Origin of the sequence: Streptomyces sp. NPDC096311, assembly GCF_044763085.1 — a bacterium.
Classification (GTDB): Bacteria; Actinomycetota; Actinomycetes; order Streptomycetales; family Streptomycetaceae; genus Streptomyces.
Map to the genome: position 1 here is coordinate 1 of NZ_JBIWFN010000044.1, position 19,223 is coordinate 19,223.

Annotated in this window: 16 protein-coding genes and 5 pseudogenes; 15 read left to right on the forward strand and 6 right to left on the reverse strand. The window is 67.9% G+C overall.

All coding sequences use genetic code 11. The annotated features are described in order from the left end of the window. Positions 1 to 193 precede the first annotated feature (193 nt). From ACIRA5_RS52000 to ACIRA5_RS52010, 3 genes are read left to right on the forward strand one after another with little or no spacing between them, the layout of a single operon-like run. Positions 194 to 334: a hypothetical protein gene (locus tag ACIRA5_RS52000; RefSeq protein ID WP_403705273.1), complete on the forward strand. Its 141-nt coding sequence runs from the start codon at positions 194 to 196 to the stop codon at positions 332 to 334. A 46-nt stretch (positions 335 to 380) separates the two neighbouring features. Continuing rightward, positions 381 to 605: a Type 1 glutamine amidotransferase-like domain-containing protein gene (locus tag ACIRA5_RS52005; protein ID WP_403705276.1), complete on the forward strand. Its 225-nt coding sequence runs from the start codon at positions 381 to 383 to the stop codon at positions 603 to 605. Positions 606 to 633: 28 nt separating this feature from the next. Next, a complete protein-coding gene (locus tag ACIRA5_RS52010; RefSeq protein WP_403705279.1) occupies positions 634 to 861 on the forward strand; it encodes a hypothetical protein in 228 nt (75 codons plus the stop codon). A gap of 48 nt (positions 862 to 909) precedes the next feature. Here the strand turns inward: ACIRA5_RS52010 and ACIRA5_RS52015 are convergent, their stop codons facing one another. Next, entirely contained in the window at positions 910 to 1,506 is a 597-nt protein-coding gene (locus ACIRA5_RS52015) for a TetR/AcrR family transcriptional regulator (RefSeq protein ID WP_403705281.1), read from the reverse strand. 243 nt (positions 1,507 to 1,749) lie between these two features. Here ACIRA5_RS52015 and ACIRA5_RS52020 point away from each other — a divergent pair, with 243 nt between their 5' ends. Next, positions 1,750 to 3,327 (forward strand): MFS transporter, encoded by a 1,578-nt coding sequence (locus ACIRA5_RS52020; RefSeq protein WP_403705332.1) that lies wholly within the window; start codon positions 1,750 to 1,752, stop codon positions 3,325 to 3,327. 144 nt (positions 3,328 to 3,471) lie between these two features. Then, positions 3,472 to 4,374, forward strand: a complete 903-nt coding sequence (locus ACIRA5_RS52025; protein ID WP_403705283.1) for an NmrA family NAD(P)-binding protein — start codon at positions 3,472 to 3,474, stop codon at positions 4,372 to 4,374. Between the two features lie 35 nt (positions 4,375 to 4,409). Here ACIRA5_RS52025 and ACIRA5_RS52030 read toward each other — a convergent pair whose 3' ends face one another. Further along, positions 4,410 to 4,772: a hypothetical protein gene (locus ACIRA5_RS52030; protein ID WP_403705286.1), complete on the reverse strand. Its 363-nt coding sequence runs from the start codon at positions 4,770 to 4,772 to the stop codon at positions 4,410 to 4,412. A gap of 361 nt (positions 4,773 to 5,133) precedes the next feature. Between ACIRA5_RS52030 and ACIRA5_RS52035 the strand changes: the two are divergent. The 4 genes and pseudogenes from ACIRA5_RS52035 to ACIRA5_RS52050 all read left to right on the forward strand — a co-directional run. Next, positions 5,134 to 5,316, forward strand: a pseudogene (locus tag ACIRA5_RS52035) (hypothetical protein); the annotation flags it as partial. Beyond that, positions 5,231 to 5,917 (forward strand): DUF6192 family protein, encoded by a 687-nt coding sequence (locus ACIRA5_RS52040; RefSeq protein WP_403705335.1) that lies wholly within the window; start codon positions 5,231 to 5,233, stop codon positions 5,915 to 5,917. The pseudogene ACIRA5_RS52035 and the gene ACIRA5_RS52040, both read left to right, overlap by 86 nt. 2 nt (positions 5,918 to 5,919) lie before the next feature. Then, complete coding sequence (locus ACIRA5_RS52045) at positions 5,920 to 6,330, forward strand: RacP protein (protein ID WP_403705288.1); 411 nt, start codon at positions 5,920 to 5,922, stop codon at positions 6,328 to 6,330. A gap of 72 nt (positions 6,331 to 6,402) precedes the next feature. Beyond that, positions 6,403 to 7,212, forward strand: a pseudogene (locus ACIRA5_RS52050) (IS5 family transposase); the annotation flags it as partial. Between the two features lie 328 nt (positions 7,213 to 7,540). Here the strand turns inward: ACIRA5_RS52050 and ACIRA5_RS52055 are convergent. Further along, a complete protein-coding gene (locus ACIRA5_RS52055; RefSeq protein ID WP_403705291.1) occupies positions 7,541 to 8,587 on the reverse strand; it encodes a cation diffusion facilitator family transporter in 1,047 nt (348 codons plus the stop codon). A 726-nt stretch (positions 8,588 to 9,313) separates the two neighbouring features. Here ACIRA5_RS52055 and ACIRA5_RS52060 point away from each other — a divergent pair. The 4 genes from ACIRA5_RS52060 to ACIRA5_RS52075 all read left to right on the forward strand — a co-directional run bounded on the left by ACIRA5_RS52060 (position 9,314) and on the right by ACIRA5_RS52075 (position 13,869). Then, entirely contained in the window at positions 9,314 to 9,535 is a 222-nt protein-coding gene (locus ACIRA5_RS52060; protein ID WP_403705294.1) for a hypothetical protein, read from the forward strand. Continuing rightward, on the forward strand, positions 9,532 to 11,679 hold the full coding sequence (locus tag ACIRA5_RS52065; RefSeq protein ID WP_403705297.1) for an FUSC family protein: 2,148 nt from the start codon (positions 9,532 to 9,534) through the stop codon (positions 11,677 to 11,679). Before ACIRA5_RS52060 ends, ACIRA5_RS52065 begins: the two co-directional genes overlap by 4 nt. A 125-nt stretch (positions 11,680 to 11,804) precedes the next feature. Beyond that, positions 11,805 to 13,067 (forward strand): MFS transporter, encoded by a 1,263-nt coding sequence (locus ACIRA5_RS52070; protein WP_403705299.1) that lies wholly within the window; start codon positions 11,805 to 11,807, stop codon positions 13,065 to 13,067. 151 nt (positions 13,068 to 13,218) lie between these two features. Next, the gene (locus ACIRA5_RS52075) at positions 13,219 to 13,869 is read left to right on the forward strand and encodes a response regulator (protein WP_403705302.1); all 651 of its coding nucleotides are present in this window, start codon (positions 13,219 to 13,221) and stop codon (positions 13,867 to 13,869) included. A 42-nt stretch (positions 13,870 to 13,911) separates the two neighbouring features. Here the strand turns inward: ACIRA5_RS52075 and ACIRA5_RS52080 are convergent, their stop codons facing one another. Further along, on the reverse strand, positions 13,912 to 15,090 hold the full coding sequence (locus ACIRA5_RS52080; RefSeq protein ID WP_403705305.1) for a sensor histidine kinase: 1,179 nt from the start codon (positions 15,088 to 15,090) through the stop codon (positions 13,912 to 13,914). A 380-nt stretch (positions 15,091 to 15,470) separates the two neighbouring features. On the opposite strand from ACIRA5_RS52080, the pseudogene ACIRA5_RS52085 reads away from it, so the two are divergent. Then, a pseudogene (locus ACIRA5_RS52085) lies at positions 15,471 to 15,665 on the forward strand (hypothetical protein); the annotation flags it as partial. Between the two features lie 254 nt (positions 15,666 to 15,919). On the opposite strand, the pseudogene ACIRA5_RS52090 reads toward ACIRA5_RS52085, so the two are convergent. Both ACIRA5_RS52090 and ACIRA5_RS52095 read right to left on the reverse strand, forming a co-directional pair. After that, positions 15,920 to 16,287 (reverse strand): annotated as a pseudogene (locus tag ACIRA5_RS52090) (MFS transporter); the annotation flags it as partial. Between the two features lie 1,126 nt (positions 16,288 to 17,413). Continuing rightward, positions 17,414 to 17,671 carry a DUF3099 domain-containing protein gene (locus ACIRA5_RS52095; RefSeq protein WP_403705308.1) on the reverse strand — a complete coding sequence of 86 codons (258 nt, stop codon included), beginning with the start codon at positions 17,669 to 17,671 and terminating at the stop codon, positions 17,414 to 17,416. A gap of 250 nt (positions 17,672 to 17,921) precedes the next feature. Between ACIRA5_RS52095 and ACIRA5_RS52100 the strand changes: the two are divergent. Next, a pseudogene (locus ACIRA5_RS52100) lies at positions 17,922 to 18,931 on the forward strand (IS3 family transposase). Positions 18,932 to 19,223 lie beyond the last annotated feature (292 nt).

A 19,223-nucleotide genomic window follows, 5' to 3' on the forward strand; every position in this document is an offset into this window, starting at 1 on the left:
AACCGACACCCCGCCACCCGCTACGACGTGGGCAAAACCATCAAACGCCCGGAGACGCTGATCGAACGCGATCAAGCCCGGCGATAAGGAACAAGCTGAGTGCCTGTTCCTGATCCAGCCATGACATGGTGGCGGCTGTGACGCATTGGCGAACGGCTAGTTGTTGACGCATGCGGTGTTCCTCGGGAAGGACATGATGAAGCTTGTCCTCACCGACTCTGGCATCAAGAACGCGAGCATCCAGGACGCGCTGGTCGATCTCCTGGGCAAGCCGATCGCCGAGTCCAGCGCCCTCTGGCATCCCCACTGCGGGGTACGGGGCCCCCGACGCTGATCCGGGCGGGCCATGGCGATTCATCGGCGGACGATCCCCCAGCCCCATGACCGAGCTGGGGTGGAAGTCGGTGGGCGTGTTGGAGCTCACCGCGCTGCCCAGCATCGAGGAGGCGCGCTGGGTCTCCTGGGTCCGGGAGGCCGACGTCCTGCTGGTCAACGGTGGTGACGCGCTGTACCTGTGCTACTGGATGCGGGTGTCCGGGCTGGCTGAACTCCTGCCGTCACTGGCCGACACGGTCTACGTGGGACTCAGCGCGGGAGCTTGGTGATGACCCCCCCCGCATCGGGGAGGACTTCGTGGGCTGGAAGCCGCCCGCCGGCGGCGACAGCGCGCTGGGTGTGATTGATTTTTCGATCTTCCCGCACCTGGATCATCCGGCTTGTCCGGAGAACACCATGGCTGAGGCAGAACGGTGGGCGGCCGGGATCGCGGGTCCGGCGTATGCGATTGGCGAGCAGACTGCCATCAAGGTGACCGAGGGCGCCATCGAAGTGGTCTCCGAGGGCCACTGGAAGTTGTTTTAAACCGAGAGATCGCACCGGACGGCGGCCTGCACCGTCAGCCGGCCTCGGTCAGTCCGTGTTGTGCTGCGGTTCGGACTGCCCGGAGCCGTTCTCGGTGAGAGCCGTGCGCGCGGCCTGCAGCAGTTCTTCGGAGATCGGGTTGCCCCGGGTGGCGCGGGCGAGGACCAGGGCACCGACCATGGTGCAGAGCTGGGCCATGCCATCGTCGTCGCCGGTGGCCAGCCGGGCGGCGCGGTTCCGTACCCCATTGATGTACACGTGCTGGGAGCGGGCGGCCTGGTCGGGCTCGCGCCCCAGGTCGGTTGCGAATCCGGAGACGGGGCAGCCGTCCCCGGCGTGATCGCGGTGCCAGACCGAGAGGTATTGCTCGATCAGTGTGCGGCGGGCGGCCTCGTGGTCCCCGCCAGGCTCTTCAAGCCCAGCCGGCGAGTGTGCTGCCGGATCCTCGAAGGCGTGGGTGATGGCCTTGTCGACCAGGTCCTCCTTGGAGGCGAACTGCTTGTAGAACGCGCCATGGGTCAGCCCGACGGCCTTCATCAGGTCGGCGATGCTGACCGCGGTGCCTTTCTCGCGGAACATCCGGGAGGCGGTGGCCACGACGTGCTGCCGGTTCTCCTGCGCTTGCGCCTTGGACACGCGGCCCACGGGATCACTCTCCTCGGATAACTGTCGCTTGTCATCTATTCTATCCTGTGTTTAGTCTGATGGCGACATCTATTTTGTCGGCGAGGCCGCCCGCAGGTCAGGCAGGGCCCTCGCTGCCTCCCGCCGTCCGAGGCCGACGCCTCCGCCCGGCAATTGCAGAACCATCGACAGCACTGGAGACGCCCCGTGGCATCACCACCCACGCCCGCCGAGTCCTCGACGCCCGAGGAGTCCACACCACCCGTGCCGCACGCCCAGCGACGAAGGGTTTCCGAGGTGGTCCACCGCCGGCGCTGGGCCATCCTGGCCGTGCTCGCGTTCAGCCTCCTGGTGGTGATGCTGGACAATTCGATCCTCAACGTGGCGATGAAGACCATCGCCCAGCCTGCTCCCACCGGGCTCGGCTCCACCCAGAGCCAGCTGGAGTGGGCGGTCAATTCCTACACGCTGGTCTTCGCCGGACTGCTCTTCACCGCGGGTCTGCTGGGTGACCGGCTCGGCCGCAAGAAGGTGCTGCTCTTCGGCATGGCCGTATTCGGTGTGGGATCCGTGCTGTCCGCGCTGTCGGACTCCTCCGGGCAGCTCATCACCTTCCGCGCCGTGATGGGCTTCGGCGGCGCCTTCATCCTGCCCGCCACCCTCGCGATCATCATGAACGTCTTCGAGCCCGAGGAGCAGCCCAAGGCCATTGGCATCTGGACCGGTGTGGTCGGTTTCGCCATAGCCGCCGGCCCCATCGCCGGCGGCGTTCTGCTGGAGCACTTCTGGTGGGGCTCGGTCTTCCTGGTCAATGTGCCGATCGTGGTCGCCGCGATGGTCGCGATGGTGGCGATCGTCCCAGACTCCAAGGACCCCAGGCCCGGCAGGCTCGACCCGGTCGGCGTACTGCTGTCGATCGTCGGTCTGGCGGTGCTGGTCTACGGCATCATCAAGGGCGGCCAGCTGGGCGACTTCACCCGGCCCGAGGCGTGGGCGACGATCCTGGGCGGCCTGGCGGTCCTTGCCGGTTTCGTGGTGTACGAGGCCCGCAGCGACCATCCGGCCCTCGACGTCACCTACTTCCGCAACCGGCGGTTCTCCGCCTCCGTCGCCGCCATCGGCCTGGTCTTCTTCGCGCTCATGGGCGTCACGTTCTTCAGCGTCTTCTACAACCAGAGCGTGCGCGGCTACAGCGTCCTGCAGTCCGGATTGCTCGTGCTGCCGCTGGCCGCCTCCCAGATGTTCTTCGCCCCGCGGGCCCGGCTGGTCGTCAACCGCTTCGGCGCCCGAGCCGTGTGCGCCGCCGGCCTCGTCCTGACCGCCGTGGCCTTCGCCGGGTTCCTGCTGCTTGGCCAGGACACCCCCATCTGGGTGCTGGAGGTGCTGTTCTTCCTGATGGGCACGGGGATGGCCCATGTGATGCCGCCCGCTACCGTCATGATCATGTCGTCGCTGCCGCGGGAGAAGGCCGGCTCCGGATCCGCGGTCAACAACACCTTCCGGCAGGTCGGCGGGGCCATGGGCGTCGCCGTGCTGGGGTCGCTGCTGTCCACCACCTACCGCAGCGGCATAGACGGCCGCCTGGACGTACTGCCCACTTCCGACCAGCACGCCGCAGGTGAATCCGTCCAGGCGACCCTTGCCGTCGCCGAGAAGCTGGGACCGGCCGGCAGGGCCCTGGTGCAGCCCGCGCACGACGCCTTCATCCACGCCATGCACGTCGCCGCGGTAGGTTCCGCAGCCGTCGCCCTGGTCGGCGCGGTCGTCGTGCTGGTCTTCCTGCCGGGCACGGCTGCCGCCGCGGCCGCCGGCGGTGCCACGTCCCCGCGCCAGTCCGCCTGAGCCCGACGGTGATCACGACGTGTGAAATCGCCACACGGACCCACGGTGACATCGCGGGGGCCAACGCCTTGCTGACGGCTCCGCTGATGCTCTGATCACAGCTCGACTCAGATATTTTCCGCTACTTTCGAAGGAGATCGCCCGATGGTTGCCAACAACCTTGTTCTTATCCCCGGTGCCGGCGGTGTGGGCCGCACAATCTTCGAGCACCTGCGTGCTCAGGATGTGCCGGTGCGTTTCATGGTCCGCCGCGATGACGAGCGGGCCGCTGAGCTGCGGGCACTGGGCGCAGAGGTCGTCATCGGTGACCTGACCCGGCCCGAGTCAGTGGCGGCCGCGCTGCAGGGCGTGGCGCGGATGTACTTCGCGATGCGCGTGTCGCCGGAGCACCTGCTGGCGGCGACCGTGGTGGCTTCCGTTGCGAAGGAGTACGGGAAGCTGGAGGCCCTGGTCGACCTGTCGCAGATGACGGTGTCGCAGATGACCGCCACCAGCACGGAGGAGTCGCACCAGCAGCGGCTGCACTGGCTGGCGGAGCAGGTGTTCGACTGGTCGGGTCTGCCGGTGGTGCACATCCGGCCGACGGCGTTCCTGGACACTCCGCTGTTCACCACGATGGCGGCGCGGTCGATTCAGGAGAACGGCACGATCGCGCTGCCGTTCGGCACCGGACGCACCTCGCCGGTTGCCGTGGACGATGTCGCCCGTGTCGTCGCCACCGTGCTCCGCGACCCGGCTCCCCACATCGGGCAGGTCTACGAGCTCACCGGGCCGCGCTCGGTCGACATGACGGAGCTGGCCGCGGAGTTCTCGCGAGCGCTGGGCAGGCCGGTGTCGTATGTGGACGTGCCCCCGGAGCGGTGGGAGGCCCACCTCCCGAACCTGGGGATGCCCCCGCACGTCGCCCAGCACGTCGCCACCATGGCCCGGCTGCACCGGGACGACCGCTACAACCGCACCGCCGACGGCGTCGAGCGCGTGATGGGCACCCCCGCCCAGTCCATCGAGGCGTTCGTAACCGCCCGCAAGGACTTCTACCTGGGCTGAACCGCCCCGGCCCAGCCCTCTCGGCCGTGTCGTCATCAGTGCAGATGGTGATGCAGTTCAGTGGCTTGTCGCTTCGGGCGGATCTGCCCGAAGCGACGACTGGGCCGCAGGCGCCGCCCGCCGTACGGTGGGCGTATGGGCAGGGACGGAGTGCCCCGGCTGCGTCTGGTCGACATCGCGGTCGACGGGGGCAGGCCAAGGCTGTGTCGGGGGTGCGGTGGGCCGTTGATGCCGTCGGCGAAGTCGACGGCGGTGTTCTGCGAGGGCGCGTGCCGCTCGCGGCACTGGCGGCGAATGCGGCGGGCAAGGGATCGGACCGAGGCGGTGAAGGCCGGCGTGACGGCCTCGTGTCCGCAGTGCGGGGTGGCGTGGACGGTCGGGGTCGACCGCCTGGTCACGGCGGTGTACTGCTCTCCCGCCTGCCGCAAACGGGCCTGGCACGCGCGGCGCGCGCGGTCCGGCGAGGCGTGAGCCTGCGCGTTCGCTGGATGCGGGCCCGCTTCGGCCGCCGGGGCAGTACGCCCTTCTCTGCCGGGCAAGGCGGCCGGATGGTGCGAAGTATCGGGTTACCAGGGCGAGTTGACGGCACACGAGGGTGTCGTCCCCGGGGCTCGTGGGGGTGGTGTCCGGATGACCGGGATGGTCGGCAGTGTGACCCGGCAGCGCTACGACGAGCTGGTCAAGCTGGGGCGGGACTGGGTCGAGACGATGAGCAGCGTCCAGTGGCAGCTCGGGGACGCCGGCCTGGAGATCGAGCCGATGCGCTCCTACGGAGGCACGAACCCATCGGGCAGCGAGGAGTTGTTCACGGTCAGCGAGGCGATCCGGATGTTCGCCGAGGACGTCGGCCTGGCGTATTCGACGGTCCGGGACTACCGGTGGGTGGCCTCGCGCTGGCCGAAGGAACACCGACGGACGGACGTCTCCCACACCATCCACAAGATCCTCGCCTCCATCCCCGGCGAGCAGGAACGGTTCGAGGCGGTCGACAACCCCCCCACCCAATCCGCGAGGCGGGCCCGCGCGCTGGACGCACGACAGCGCGAAGCGGATCGTCGGCTGGAAGGTCGACACCCCCGAGAGCGTCCAGGAGAAGGTGGACGCGATCCACGACTTGGCCGCTGACGACCAGGTGGCCGCGCGGGTGGCCACCGACTTCCTGCGCCGCCCGGCAATCGCCTCGAAGGCCATGGCCGACGACACTGCCAGGCACGCCGTGAATGAGGCGCAGTTCGACCAGTTCCGCCAGCAGGTCCAGTACGGGCAGGAGGAAGCTGCCCCGCAGCTGGACCAGCTGCGCCGCATGGAACACAACACCCAGTTCATGGACCTGGTCGCGGTCTGCACGCAGTTCACCGTCACCGCCGGAAGGATCGTGCCGAACCTGCGCGGCGAGCCCTACGACGACGCCGAACGCGAGACGATCCTGCGGGGCCTCGCGCGGGTGCGGGCGTCGGCGGACTGGATCGAGAACGCGGTCACCCGCGGTGAAGTCGACCTGGACGAGCAGCTTCAGAAGCTGCTGAAGGGCTCGGGCGAGTAGCGATGGGGCGGGGCGTTCCCGCTCACGTCCACGCTGAAGCCGTCCTGTCCGCCCTGTTGGAGGCCCGTCCCGCCGGCCTGACGATCGTCCAGCTGATGGCGGCCACCGAGCGCACCCGGGCGCAGGTCCACACCGGGGTCGCTCATCTGCGTCAGGTCGCCGCCGCGAAGGGGCTTCCGCCGGTGACCTGGGACAAGACGTGGGGCTACCGGATGCTGGAGGACGCGCCGGAGGTCTGGACCGGCTACGAGCGGGCGTTCTTCGAGTCCGTCCACCACCGGGTCGCCAACTTCATCGCCGGGATCCTCCTGCCGCACCAGAAGAAGAAGCCCGACGACCCCTACATCCGCACGGTCATGGCGCAGATGGGCGCGATCGAGTCCACCCTGCACCTCCTCGCCAACCTGGAGTGAACCCCAGAAAGGCAACGGGCCGCGACCGCCCCACCGTTGGCTCCCTTTCAGGTCGCGGCCCGGCACCCCGTCATGCCGCTGCCCCGCTACCGCTACCCCTCCGACACCAGCGATCTCGAATGGGCCCTCCTGGAACGACTCCTGCCCACCCCCGCCTGCCAGACCCCCAAGGGCGGGGCACCGGAGAAGTGGCCCCGCCGGCGTGTCGTCGACGCCATCCGCTACATCACCGACAACGGGACGAAATGGCGCGCTCTGCCCGCCGACTTCGGCATTCCGTGGCGCACGGTGTTCGGATACTTCGCCCGCTGGGCGAAGGCCGGCGTCCTCCGACACATCCTCGATCACCTTCGGCGACGGTTGCGGCTTCGGCGACGGCGGTGCCCCTGGCCGGTCCGGGTGATCGTGGACTCGCAGTCCGTCAAGGGCGCGGAGACCGTGTCGAAGGCGACGCGCGGCTACGACGCGAACAAGCACATCAACGGGAGAAAGCGGCATCTCCTGGTTGACCAGGACGGCCTGCTCGTCGACCTACTCGTCACCCCGGCTGACGTCCAGGACCGCGACGCCGCACGCATCCTGCTGACCCGACTCCACGCCGAGCACCCCGAAATCGTGCTGGTCTGGGCGGACAACGGCTACGGCGGAGACGAGTTCAGCACCTGGGCCCAGACCGCCCTCGGTATCACGATCAAGGTCGTCTCCCGGCCCAAAGAAGCCAAGGGCTTCGTCCTGTTGCCCAAGCGCTGGGTGGTTGAACGGTCGAATTCGTGGACCATGCGGGCTCGCCGCAACGCGAGGGACTACGAACGCCTCATGTCCCACGCCGAAGCCCACGTCCAGTGGGCCTTCATCACCCTGATGACCCGCCGCCTCAGCCGACGAAACCGCCGGACCGAGGCGGCCCCCACTCCCCTTGCGGCAGTCGCCTGACGATCCCTCCGGCTGCCGTTCGGTTCGGCGTCCATCGACGCTCAGCCGAACGCCTAACCCGATCACCACCCAGCTACGGGACACCGTGACCTGCGGAAAGAGGATGTGACACAGGCACTGAGCAACCTGAATGTGCGGGTCACGAGGCCGGCCTGGGGCGAGACCGCATGATGCAACAGACGTGTCCCACGGTCTTCGTGCTGGTGTGTGTTCCTTCGAACCCGTCGATGGTGATGTGAAGCCCGGCCGCGCACCAGAACGGGCGCGCCTCGGCGGGTCAGGGGGTAGGGGGACCGGGGCGGTGGACCGGGCCGTGGATGTCTTCCTCTTGCGGCGGCTCCCCGCCGTCCTTGGCGCTGCCGTCCGGGCGGGTGGTGATGTGCAGGAGAGGGCCGGTGCCGGTGCGGTCTTCGCCGAGGTGGTCGACCTGCAGGGTGGCATGGCTGATGCCGTATGCCTGGCGCAGGTGCAGCTGAAGGGCTCGGCGCACGGCGTGGCAGTCACCGCCCGGGGTGACCAGGACGTGCGCGGAGAGAGCGGCCTGACCGGAGGTTATCTCCCAGATGTGCAGGTCGTGGATCTCGACGACTTGTTCAGTGGAGGCCATGCGGCCGCCGAGGACGTCAGGGTCGAGGCCGGCCGGGGCGGCCTCCAGGAAGATTCGCCCGGACTGGCGGACCAGGCTGATTCCGGCCTTGAGCATCAGCATCACGACGAACAGCGAGGCGATCGCGTCCGCGCGGAAGAATCCGGTCAGCAGCACGACGGCGCCGGCAATGGCGGTGGCGATGAACCCGTACAGGTCGGTCAGGATGTGCTGGTAGGCACCTTCGATGTTCAGCGAGGAGCGGTTGGCCTTGGCGATCGCCCAGCCCGCTGCGATATTGACCACGATTCCGATGAGCGCCGTGATCACGACCAGGCCGCCGGTGACCTCAGGCGGGGCGATCAGCCGGCGCACCGCTTCATACGCAAGCCAGGCTGACAGCACCAGCAGGGTGACGCCGTTGGCCTGCGCTGAGAGGATCTCCGCTCGCTTGAGGCCGTAGGTGTAGCCGCCGCGCGCGGGGCGGCTGGCCAGCCGCATCGCCACCAGGGCCAACACGATGGAAGCCGCATCGGTGAGCATGTGTGCGGCGTCTGAGATCAGCGCCAGCGAGTGCGCCAGGACACCCACGACTACCTCGCCGCACATGTAGGCCATGATCAGGGTCAGCGCAAGGCTCAGCCATCGTCGGTCCGCGTCCGCGGTCACGCCATGGCTGTGTCCGTCGTGGGTTTCGCCGTCTCTGGTGTGGCCGTGCCGGTGTTCGTGGTCCTTCATGCATGGTCCCCGTGGCTGTTGTGCCGACGGCCTGGCGGCGGCCGGCCCCCAGGCCAGTGGACCACGCCCCTGCCGGAAATTCCAAAGGTCGTAACGGTGACGGCGGCTGGCCCCGATGCGGCTGACCTGCAGGTTTCCCGGCGGGGGAGTGCGCCCACCAGCCCGGATCATCCGCCGTCTGCGGACCCGGGCGGCCCGGCCCCCGGCGAGCGGTGTCAACGTCTTCCAGGCAGGCGGAGGAAGCGCTGGAGGGCGGCGGCGGAGCCGTCGAGGGCCTGGCCGAACAGTTGGGTTGAGCACGCTCCATTGCGGCCTCCGCGGTTTCGGTGCCCGCCGGGGCGCAGTTCATTCGCGAAGCTGCTCCGTCACAGGTCACCGGGATTCCCGGAGGATGCCCTGGCCTTCAGGCCGGGGAGGAATCCGGTTTCCCGCGGAGCGGGGCAGGGGAAGCCGGATCGCCGCTGGGCGATCCGGCGTCCGGCCGGGGAGCGGTGAGGGCGACCTCCAGGAGGTGGAGGACGGTGCCGAGGGCGTAAGACCACCGGGAGCGCCGCTCCCGGAGGGAGCCTGAGCCAGGAATCCCCGCTCGGCCCTGAAGGAAGGAATCCCCTCCCTTCAGGGAGGGGGGCAGTCAAGAAGACTGTCGTAGAGGCTCGGTCGCAGCAAATCTGGCATGTGCCGCGGCGGGTTGTCCCGGGCTGAGTCGGGGGCGTCCAACAGGCCTGGTTGTCCGGTGCGGCGGAGTATGGCGACATGAGGATTGAGAGTCCGTGGATCGGTCCGGCACCGCCGCCGGGTGACGGCCCGCACCGGTACTTCTTCACCCTCTATGCGCTGGACACCGTCCTGGACCTGCCGCCCTCCGCCGGGCGGCCCGAGGTGGTGGAGGCGATGGAGGGTCATGACGTGGAGCGGGCGGTGCTGATGGGCCGGTTCCAGCGGGATTGACCGGCCACAGGAGCTGGGCCCGTCTGTTCGATCCGGTCCCGGGCAGCAGGCCTGCGGCCCTCGCCGGACTGACCAATGGGGTGGCCGTCGGCTTTCCCCTGCTGGTGGGTGTGGCGGCCGGTGATCCTGCGGCGGGCGCGCTGGCGTGCCTGGGCGCGTATGTGGCGGCGTTCACCAACAAGGGCGGCCCCCGCGGGCAGCGGACCGCGGGTCTGGCTGTGGCCGGCGCCGTCAACGCGCTCGCTTTCTGGGCCGGGGAACTGGTGACCGATCTGTTCGCGCTTGCCCTGGCCCTTCTCATGGCGCTGGTCTTCCTCGCCGCGATGGGGCAGGCGGTGCATGGGACAGTGGCCCGCCTGGGCACGATGCCCGCAACCGCCCTGCTGGCAGGCGCCGGACAGGCCGGTTCGGACGCGGTGGGAACCGTGCGTGCGGTCCTCCTCGTGCTGGCCGGAGGGCTCTGGTACGCCGCTGCCACCGGTCTGCTCACCCCGGTGCCCCGTCTGCGAAGTGTGCTGGCCGCTGTCGCCGAGCCTTTTCGGGAGACCGGCCGACACCTCGATCGGATCGCCGCCGCCTCCCACCAGGCGGGCGGCGACCATGCACGCGCGGTGGCCGCACTGCGGCGAGCGGAACAAGCAGCGCAGGCACTGCACGGCCCGGACGGCGACGAGTATCTGGCCTCCCTCGTTGCCCCACTGCTGCGCCAGGCATCCGTGCTGGTCGACCTCACCGCGGCGCTCGCGGAGACCGGCGCCCCGCCCCAGGCCGTTCTTGAGCCGTTCACCGCTGCAAGCCGGGCGCTGGCCGACCAGATCGCCCAGGTGGCCGGCCTGCTCACCCGCCGCCCGGGCCGCGGAACCTCCCTGAAGGACATGGCCGACGCGATGGCGACGCTCACCCTCGCCTGCGACAGGCTGCGTTCGCGCGCAGCCACCGGGCAGGAGCCCTACCCCGCGGTGGCCAAGGCCGGGCGCCAGCGCCGACTGCTGGCTCGTATCCGCACCGCGACCGGCACCGCGCACCATCACGCCCGCACTCTTCGAGGCGCGGCCGGCACGCGCATTCACCCGGCTCCAGCCCCGCAGGCTCCCTTCGACGCGGCGCGCCTGCGCGCGGCCATGACATTCAGCTCCTCCGCATACCGTCACGCCCTACGCGTCACAGCCGTCGCCGCCGCCGTGTTCACCCTGGTATGGGCGGCTCGCCTTCCGCACGGCGAATGGGCGACCCTGGCCGTCCTGAGAGTCCTGCGCCCCCAGTACGGCGCCACCCTCGAACGCGCCGGCCAGCGCATCACCGGCAACCTGGTCGGCGGCACTTGCGCCGCCCTGATCATCGCCGGAGTCAAGGAGCCCCCTCTCCTCGCGGTCATGCTGTTCGCCATCATCAGCGCCGGCTTTGCCCTGAGGCCCGTCAACTACGCCTTCTGGGTCGTCTTCGGCACCCCGCTGGTGCTGCTGATCGGCGACGTGGCCCAGCCGGGCGACTGGGGCTCCGCCCTCGAGCGAATCGCCATGACCGTTCTCGGCAGCGCCGCCGCACTCCTCGGCGGCTACCTGCTGTGGCCCACCTGGGACCACGACCGCCTCACCGAACAGACCACCGAGGCGACACGGGCAGTTGCCGTCTACCTGGACGCGGCGCTGAACCGGCTGACCCACCCCCGCAGCCCCTCGACGGACCAGACCCGCCGCAGAGCCGAAAGCATCCTGGCCAAGGCTCGGACCTCACAGCAGCACGCGCGCCGGGAGCCCGGCCACGACCCCAGGGCCGTCTCGGATGCCTCCACCACTCTTGCCGTCCTGGCCACGCTCATGGAACATCTCACCGCCCTGACCGCTCACTCCACACAGCAGGCAGCCCTCATCCCAGGGCTTTTTGACTACGGCACACACGCTCCCGCAGCCCTGACCGCGCCACAGGCCGACGAACGGACCGCCCACGCAGCAGCCCTGGCCGACGCCCTCGACGACATGCGTCTGTATCTCAAGGGGCTCCACACCCAGCGTCTGCGCGAACTGGCAACACGCCGGGACGGTGACACCCATGTGCGGAGGACGATCCGCGACAACGAACCCGTCATCGGACTCCTCGCCAAGATCCAATCGTGCATCGGGCGCCTCCTCCGTCAGCCCGCCTGACCTGTGTCTTCTGTGTCACTCGTTCACGAAAGGCGGCCTTGTGACCTGCGCTGATGCACCATGGGAACAATTATGAAGATTCCGTACATTAGACGGATGAATCGGGTAATTCCTACTGTCGAAGCATGCCTCCTGCCGATCCCGAGGTGTCCACCGCCGTGGGCGCCGCATCCGATTCCCGGATCGCCCCGGGCGGTCCCGGCTACCGCCGGATGAACCTCGCCCTCTTCCTCGCGGGTGCCGCGACCTTCGTCCTGCTGTACTCCACGCAGGCGCTGCTGCCGCTGATCTCCGGAGAGTTCCGGGCGACGGCGGGCGAGGCGAGCTGGACGGTGGCGGCCGCGACGGGCGGGCTGGCGGTGTTCGTCGTGCCGATGAGCGCTCTGTCGGAGCGATTCGGGCGGCGTACGGTGATGACGGCGTCGCTGGCGGTCGCGGTGACAGTCGGCCTGCTGGTGCCGTTCGCGCCGTCGCTTGGCGCGCTGATCGTGCTGCGGGCGCTGCAGGGCGCCGCGTTGGCCGGCCTGCCTGCGTCGGCGCAGGCCTACCTCGCGGAGGAGGTCCGCCCCAAGGCGCTGGTCGCGGCGATCGGCCTGTTCGTGGCCGGCAACAGCGTGGGCGGCATGAGCGGCCGGGTCGTCACCGGCTGGGTCGCCCAGGAGTGGGGCTGGCGGGTGGCCGTCGGGGTGATCGGCGTGATCGCGGTGGCGTGTGCGGTGGCCTTCCGGCTGCTGCTGCCGGCACCGAAGCACTTCAAGGCGGGCTCCCTGCACCCCCGCACGCTTGCCCGCACGGTCCGCGACCACCTCACCGACCCACTGCTGCGCCGCCTCTATGTGATCGGCGCACTGTTCATGACGGTGTTCGGCGGTGTCTACACGGTCATCGGCTACCGCCTGACCGACGCCCCCTTCTCGCTCCCCCAGGGCATCATCGGCTCGGTCTTCCTGGTGTACCTGGTGGGTACGGTCTCGGCGTCGGCGGCGGGCCGGCTGGTGAACCGCCTGGGCCGCCGGGGCGCCCTCTGCCTGACGGCCGCCACGACGGCGGCGGGCCTGCTGATCTCCCTCCTTGGCACTCTCCCGCTGGTCCTGCTGGGCATGGTCCTGATCACGGCGGGCTTCTTCGCCGGCCACACGGTCGCCGCCTCGACGGTCAGCAAGACCGCCACCCACGGTCGCGCCCAGGCCTCCGGCCTCTACCAGTCCGCCTACTACATCGGCTCCAGCGTCGGTAGCACGGTGGGTGCCACTGCCTTCCACGTGGCCGGCTGGTCCGGAACGGCAGGGGTCGGCCTGCTGGCGATGCTGGGCGTCGTGACGATCACGCTGTTCGGTTCCAGGGCGGCCCGGGCCGCTGCACGGCGGGAGACGGCCGCTGTCCGCTGAGGACCCGCCGTTGCCCCTCACGTCTCCCCGCATTACGGCAACGAGCCACACATGGCCCGCCGGCAGGGGCTCATATACCTTGGTAAGAGTCATCGAAAACTTGCCGGCGATCGTAAAGCAGTAAAAGCGCAGACGAAAGGTCGGGATTGCCGTGGCGACGCCAAGCCCTCCTCGCATCCGAGTGGTAATTTCCGACGACCACCCCTTGTTTCGCGAGGGCATCTCGCGTGCGCTGCAACTCAGTGGTTTCATTGATGTCGTGGCCGAGGCGGAGAACGGCCGAGATGCGCTGGAGATCATTCGCCGAGAAATTCCACAAGTCGCCGTGCTGGATTTGCGCATGCCTGAACTTGACGGAATCGCAGTGCTTCACGCCCTGGTCCGGGACCGAGTCGACACGCGAGTTCTCATGCTCTCCGCTTTCACCGACAGCTCCTCTGTCTACCGTTCATTGGAAGAAGGAGCTGCGGGGTTCCTGACCAAAGACAGCAAACGCTCGGAAGTCGTGGAAGCGGTGCGAGCGATCTCACAGGGTAAAACTGTTGTGCCACCAGAAGTGACAGGAGGGCTGGCCGACGAAATCCGCATGAGGCGATCTCAGAATTCGCCCACCCTCAGTGAGCGGGAACAGCAGGTTCTGAACGGTATGGCCCGGGGACTCAGCATTCCGCAGATCGCCAAAGAGCTGATCCTCGGTACGAGCACGGTCAAGACGCACGCTCAGCACCTCTACGAGAAACTACAGGTGTCGGATCGCGCCGCAGCGGTTGCGGAAGCCATGCGCCGAGGCCTGCTGGAATGATCGCCAAGTCACCCTGCAGAGCGCGATGCAAGAAAGCATCGCTCATTTCACCGGTACAACGGCTTCGGCCGTAGTACCGCCGAATTCATTTCTTCGGAGGGTGAAAATACCCCCCAAGCCCTCGATTCGCGCACGGTGCGAAGCGATCCCGATATGGCCTGATGAGAGACTCCTGGCCAAGCATTCGCTAGATATCCCTACACCGTCATCAGAAATCGAGAGTTTAACACTCGCTGAATCATGCTGCTGCAAGGTTACAATGACATTTTTTGCTTGCGCATGCTTCACCGCATTCTCCAGAATTTCGCGAGCCAGCCAGTAGAGTGGCCGATCTGCAGAACCTGCAGACGTGATACTGGACCGAACCTCTCCGTGAAATCTCCCGCGCTCGGAAGCCTGCTGAGTCAGATGCTGCAGAGCGGGCACCAGGCCTCCTGAAACGAGGACTTCAGGATGCAGGGTCCGTACCGACGAGCGGAGCTGCTTGCTTGCTGCGGAAAGAGCCTGATCGGCACGGTGCAGCGCATCGGTCGCCCCGGGGCTGCATGCCGCTTCGTCGATGGAGTGCCTGGCCGCCAGAACGTTCTGCAATGCACCATCGTGCAGCACTTCCGCAATTTTGCGCTGTTCCCTCTCCTCCGTCGCCATGATCCGGTCCAGCAGCCATAGGCGATGTTCCGCCAACTCTCTTATCGCCCTCACCCTGTACTGTTGGACATCCGACAGAAGTACACAGCCTGCGCACACCACAAGAATGAACAGGGTGTGCATGAGTATGAAGTTCCAGTACGGCTGCTGTAGATGGCCGACGGCAGTGCCTACGGCGTAGCTCGCCGCTGCGAGCACTCCAGATGCCGCAGTAAGAACCGGCCGCATCTGGAATGAGGCGAGGACGGGTATGAAGAGAAAGATGTCAGCAGATACCGGCGAGCTCCAGTTCGGGTCGGAAAAATCGCCGGAAATTGCTATCAATGCGGTGAGCAAAGCCAGGTCGACCAGTGGATATACCCAACTTGGATATGGCTTGCGCGATCTCCAGGACGCCCAGAGCATTCCAAAGGTCCATAGAGCGTAGACGGCAGCCAGCGTCACCGAAATCTGCATCTGCTCAGACGGCGGAAACACTGCCAAGTCTGCTGTGAGTGCAATAATGATGGCGATTCGAAGTATTGCCTGCCATCTAAAAGCCCTTTGCAGGTGCAGGGCAGGCACTTCGGCCATGTCCCCTCGATCTGGTCGGCCACCTTCTCGAGCGGTCGGGAATGAGTCCGGAAGTGTCATGTCATCCTCTTACCGGGTGTCGCCACGCCTGCCTCGGTATGCAGAGAGCTGTGCCTTCCTTACGGCCTACGTCCTGGAGCCGGGTGTACGCAACGGCATCGCAACCGGATCGACTCCGGAACGCCTGCACGGACAGTGCGCCCGCGCAGATACACCACGGCCGGCCGGCTCCCACCTTTCTCTAAGAAGCCGATGTCTCCGTGAACTTCGCCGTGTGGTGACTATTTTATGGCACAGACGGTTCATGGAGCGGTTTGCGTCTGACTCCGGAGAGGAATGCGCCTTGGCCAGTCGATACTCTCTCGTCCACTGATCGGCCGATGACAGCTAAGGGATCGCAGGGAATCGACAGGTTGCTTCACACGCTGCGCACACGCGTTCCCGAAGACCTCCGTGATCAACTCGCTGTGAAGTCCGGGGTGTTGTTTCCGCAGCTGGACGAGCGGCAGTGCCGACTACTTGATGAGGGAGGGAGCGAGACCACTGTCCGCAAAGGCACGGACGAACTGGATTCGAGGTGTCCGTGCTGTGCGAGACCCGGAACATCAAGCACAGCACGGACCGTCCGCGGCCGACGGGATGCCCCTGGCCATGACCACCGAACAGGGACCGACTTGAAAAGCGCATGGCCTTCCCAACGGCACTCTCGGCCGCCGTTTGACGAGCTGAGTGCCTGAGGGTGAAGACCCGCCCGCCGACTGGCACCCATCCTCGGCGCTCTCGCCGGCGTCGGAACCGGTCATCCGGGTACTGCCCGGGGGCCAAAGTCGCCGAACGCGCCCTGCAGGGCGCGGGAGCCGAGCAGCATCGCCGAGCTCTGCGCGGCGCCGCCGAGGGCGGAGGCGCCCGCGAAGCCGATCAGACCGGTGACGAAGGTGCGCTTGCGGCCCCACAGGTCGGCGATACGGCCACCGAAGAGCAGCAGACCGCCGAAGGCGAGGGCGTAGGCCGTGATGACCCACTGACGGTTGCCGTCCGATATCCCCAGGTCCTGCTGGGCGGAGGGCAGCGCGATGTTCACGATGGTCGCGTCGAGGACGACCATCAGCCGGGCGAGCGCGATGAAGACGAGCGCCCTGCAGCGACCTGCGGCGGGGTCGCTGAGGCCGCCGGAGCCTTTACGGCCGTTTCGGACATGGGCGTACCCGCTTCGGACTTCGCAGCGGAAAAGGCGGCGGAGGAACGCGGAACCAATCAGTCCGGGCCCGGGGGATCCTTCAAGGTCGCGGACATGCCCGGCAGGACGGATCAGGCCCGGCCCGCAGGCCGTAGGAGCAGCTGCAGGTGACGGGGGACAGCCGGGGCCGGCTGGGCCACAGCAGCCATCAGGCCAGCCGGCACTTCCTTGCGCTAAATTCCAGGACCGGAAGACAATTCCCTGTTTCGATGGGCGCGTTCAAGTACGGCCACCTCATGCTCTGCCGAGGCCCGAAGGAGGTGTTCTCCGATGAACCTTCCGCCGCGGGCGTAGACCTCGAACCGGTCGGCTATCTGCTGAATCGTATAACCGGCTCGGATCTGATCGGGAGCATACTGACACGCCATGGTTCGTGATCCTTCTCTGCCTCGTGGGCTTCAGGAGTCGTCGATGGAACTGCTCACCATTTGAAGGCATTCCAGTACCCGGTTGGATCCGTCAACCGGGGGACCACATGGTGGGGGCTGTCGTAGCCTCGCCGGGGTGCTTGCCGCCGGGTACGCGCTGCTCAGGCGCCACACCGGAGCGGGCCGGGAACCGGTTGACCGGACCGGCCGCATGTCCTGGCGGACGCCCCCGCTGGACACGCTCTCCCGGCCCGTATCGGGTCGGGCCCGGCGATGGCGGTGTTGAAGGCGTGGTGGCCGCCGTGAGCAGCCATGTGGTGGGACGCGGCAGGGGAGGGGATGCGGATCCAGGCCGGCAGTGGGTCCAGGACGAGAGCCGCGCGGATGTCCTGCGGTGACACCGATCGGACGGCAGCCGCTGAAGAGCCTGTGGCGCGCCGTACGCCTTCCCGCATGCCTGCTCTCGGTCTGCGATGCGGGGCAACCGGACGGTGCCGATGCAGGCGGCGCAACCCCGCAGGGGCGCACCCGTCGCGGTGGCAGGCCGGGCCAGTGTCACCTGTGACCCTGACATCTGCCACGGTGCATGGTGACCATTCCCCTGTGCCGACGACCACACGTTTCGTGTCGGCGCCGACGACGGCCCGCACTTTCGCCGAGAGCCGGTAGTCGTGTGAGGAAGCACCGGCCTTGTGGCCGTGGAACGGGCTGACGGGCTTCAGAGATGTTGCTTGCCGTCCATCTCATCCCACCACTCGTCGGACTTCGGGTCGCCGGACGGGGCGTCCCACCAGCGGTCGTCGGGGCCGCGCCGGTTCGCGACGATGGCGGCCACCGGCGGGATCACCATGGCGACCACACACATGCCGACCGCCGCGGGAACCGACCAGATACGCACGACGCCCCAGGCCAGGACGAAGAGCGCGATACATGCCGCCATCATGGCGAAGTAGGTGTGACGACGTCGTGCGTACATGACCCCAGGGTGGGTCGTGCGTACACGACTCCGGGTGGGCCGAACGGCGGATCGACCACCCCTCATCGTGACCCCCGATCCGGCCGGCAGTCTCCGGTGAGCGCCCGCTCGATTCGAGCTTCCACTGCTGGCGCAGGACCGCGGGCGAGGGGGGATCCGCCGGGCGGCCGACGTGAAGCCCGCCGCCCGGATACGCGAGGTTCACCAGGACTCGGACGGTGTCTTTGCCACCTCCCCGATCACTGCCGAACTGCGGCCGTGCAGGAATCCGGAGGAGTTCCGCAAGGACACCGTCGCGCTGTACCGCGCGTCCGGCGGCACACGCGCGTACGCGGCGGTGGCCGCGGATCCCGGGATCACCAGGGAGACGCTGCGCACGTGGGTCCGCAAGGACACCGTTGGGTCCGCGCCCGAGCCGTCACACGGCAGCGTGCAGAGTCCGGCCGAGGAGCCGGCCCGGCTGCGGGCCAACAACCAGCGGCTGCTGAAGGCAGACAAGGCAGACAAGGAGCGGCAGCCGCAGCGAGAGATCCTGCGCCGGGCAGCCGCCCATGCCACCCGGGAGGCGAAGTGAGCCCCCGCCGCCGGGACTTCATCTCCGACCACCGTGCCGACTTCGACGTGAAGCGGATATGCCAGGTGCTGGGCGTCTCCCGCTCCGGCTGCTGACGGCACCAGGCCACCACGCAGGCCCGCGCCGCGCGTCAGTCCGAGCAGGCCGCCGCGGTGCCCGGGATCCGCGAGATCCATGCCGGACACCGCGGCGCCTACGGCGGCCCGCGCATCCATGCCGAACTCCGCTCGCGAGGCCGGAAGATCAACCGCAAGCGTGTCACGCGCCTGATGCGCATCCACCAGATCGCCAGCCGTCACCTGCGCCGCACCCAGCGCGCCGAGCGCACCATGATCGCGGACAAGACGGCCCCTTCCGCACCGGACCTGGTCATGCGCGAATTCATCGCGAAGACGTTGAACACCGGTTGATGCAGCGGCATCACGTATATCGCCGTCGCCTCGACGTGGCCGTATCCGGCCACCGGCATCGACTTACGGCATGCCCTGGCCGAGTCGTTCTTCCAGGGCCTGACACGGGAACTGCTCCACGAACGACGCCTCACCTCGAAGGCACAGACACGGTTGGAGCTGTTTCGCCGGCCGGCCTGCTACAACCGCCGTCGCCACTCCGCCCTCGGCCACCTCTCTCCAGTCGAGTTCGGGCAGCAGCTGATCTCATCTCCTACTCCGTCGCTCGTCGCATGAAACCCGGTGTCCACTCCCGAGGTTGAGCCTCAAGAAGAGGCTCCCCCCCCAACGAGCAGGCCACCCCAAAGTCCGCCTGCGGCCTGCCGCTCGATTCGACCGGTGAAGGCCGGATTCGCAGGATCAGGCGCTGGAAGGCACTCGGCACCTTTCAGGTCACCTTCGGCGGGCCGCTTCTCTGCAGTCCGCCGGCGGCCACAACAGCCTCGCCCCACCGGTCGTAGACCCCGGCATGAGGCGCGCACATGAGCAGCGTCCACCGGCTGGTCCTCCGCTCGGGGGACACCGTCCG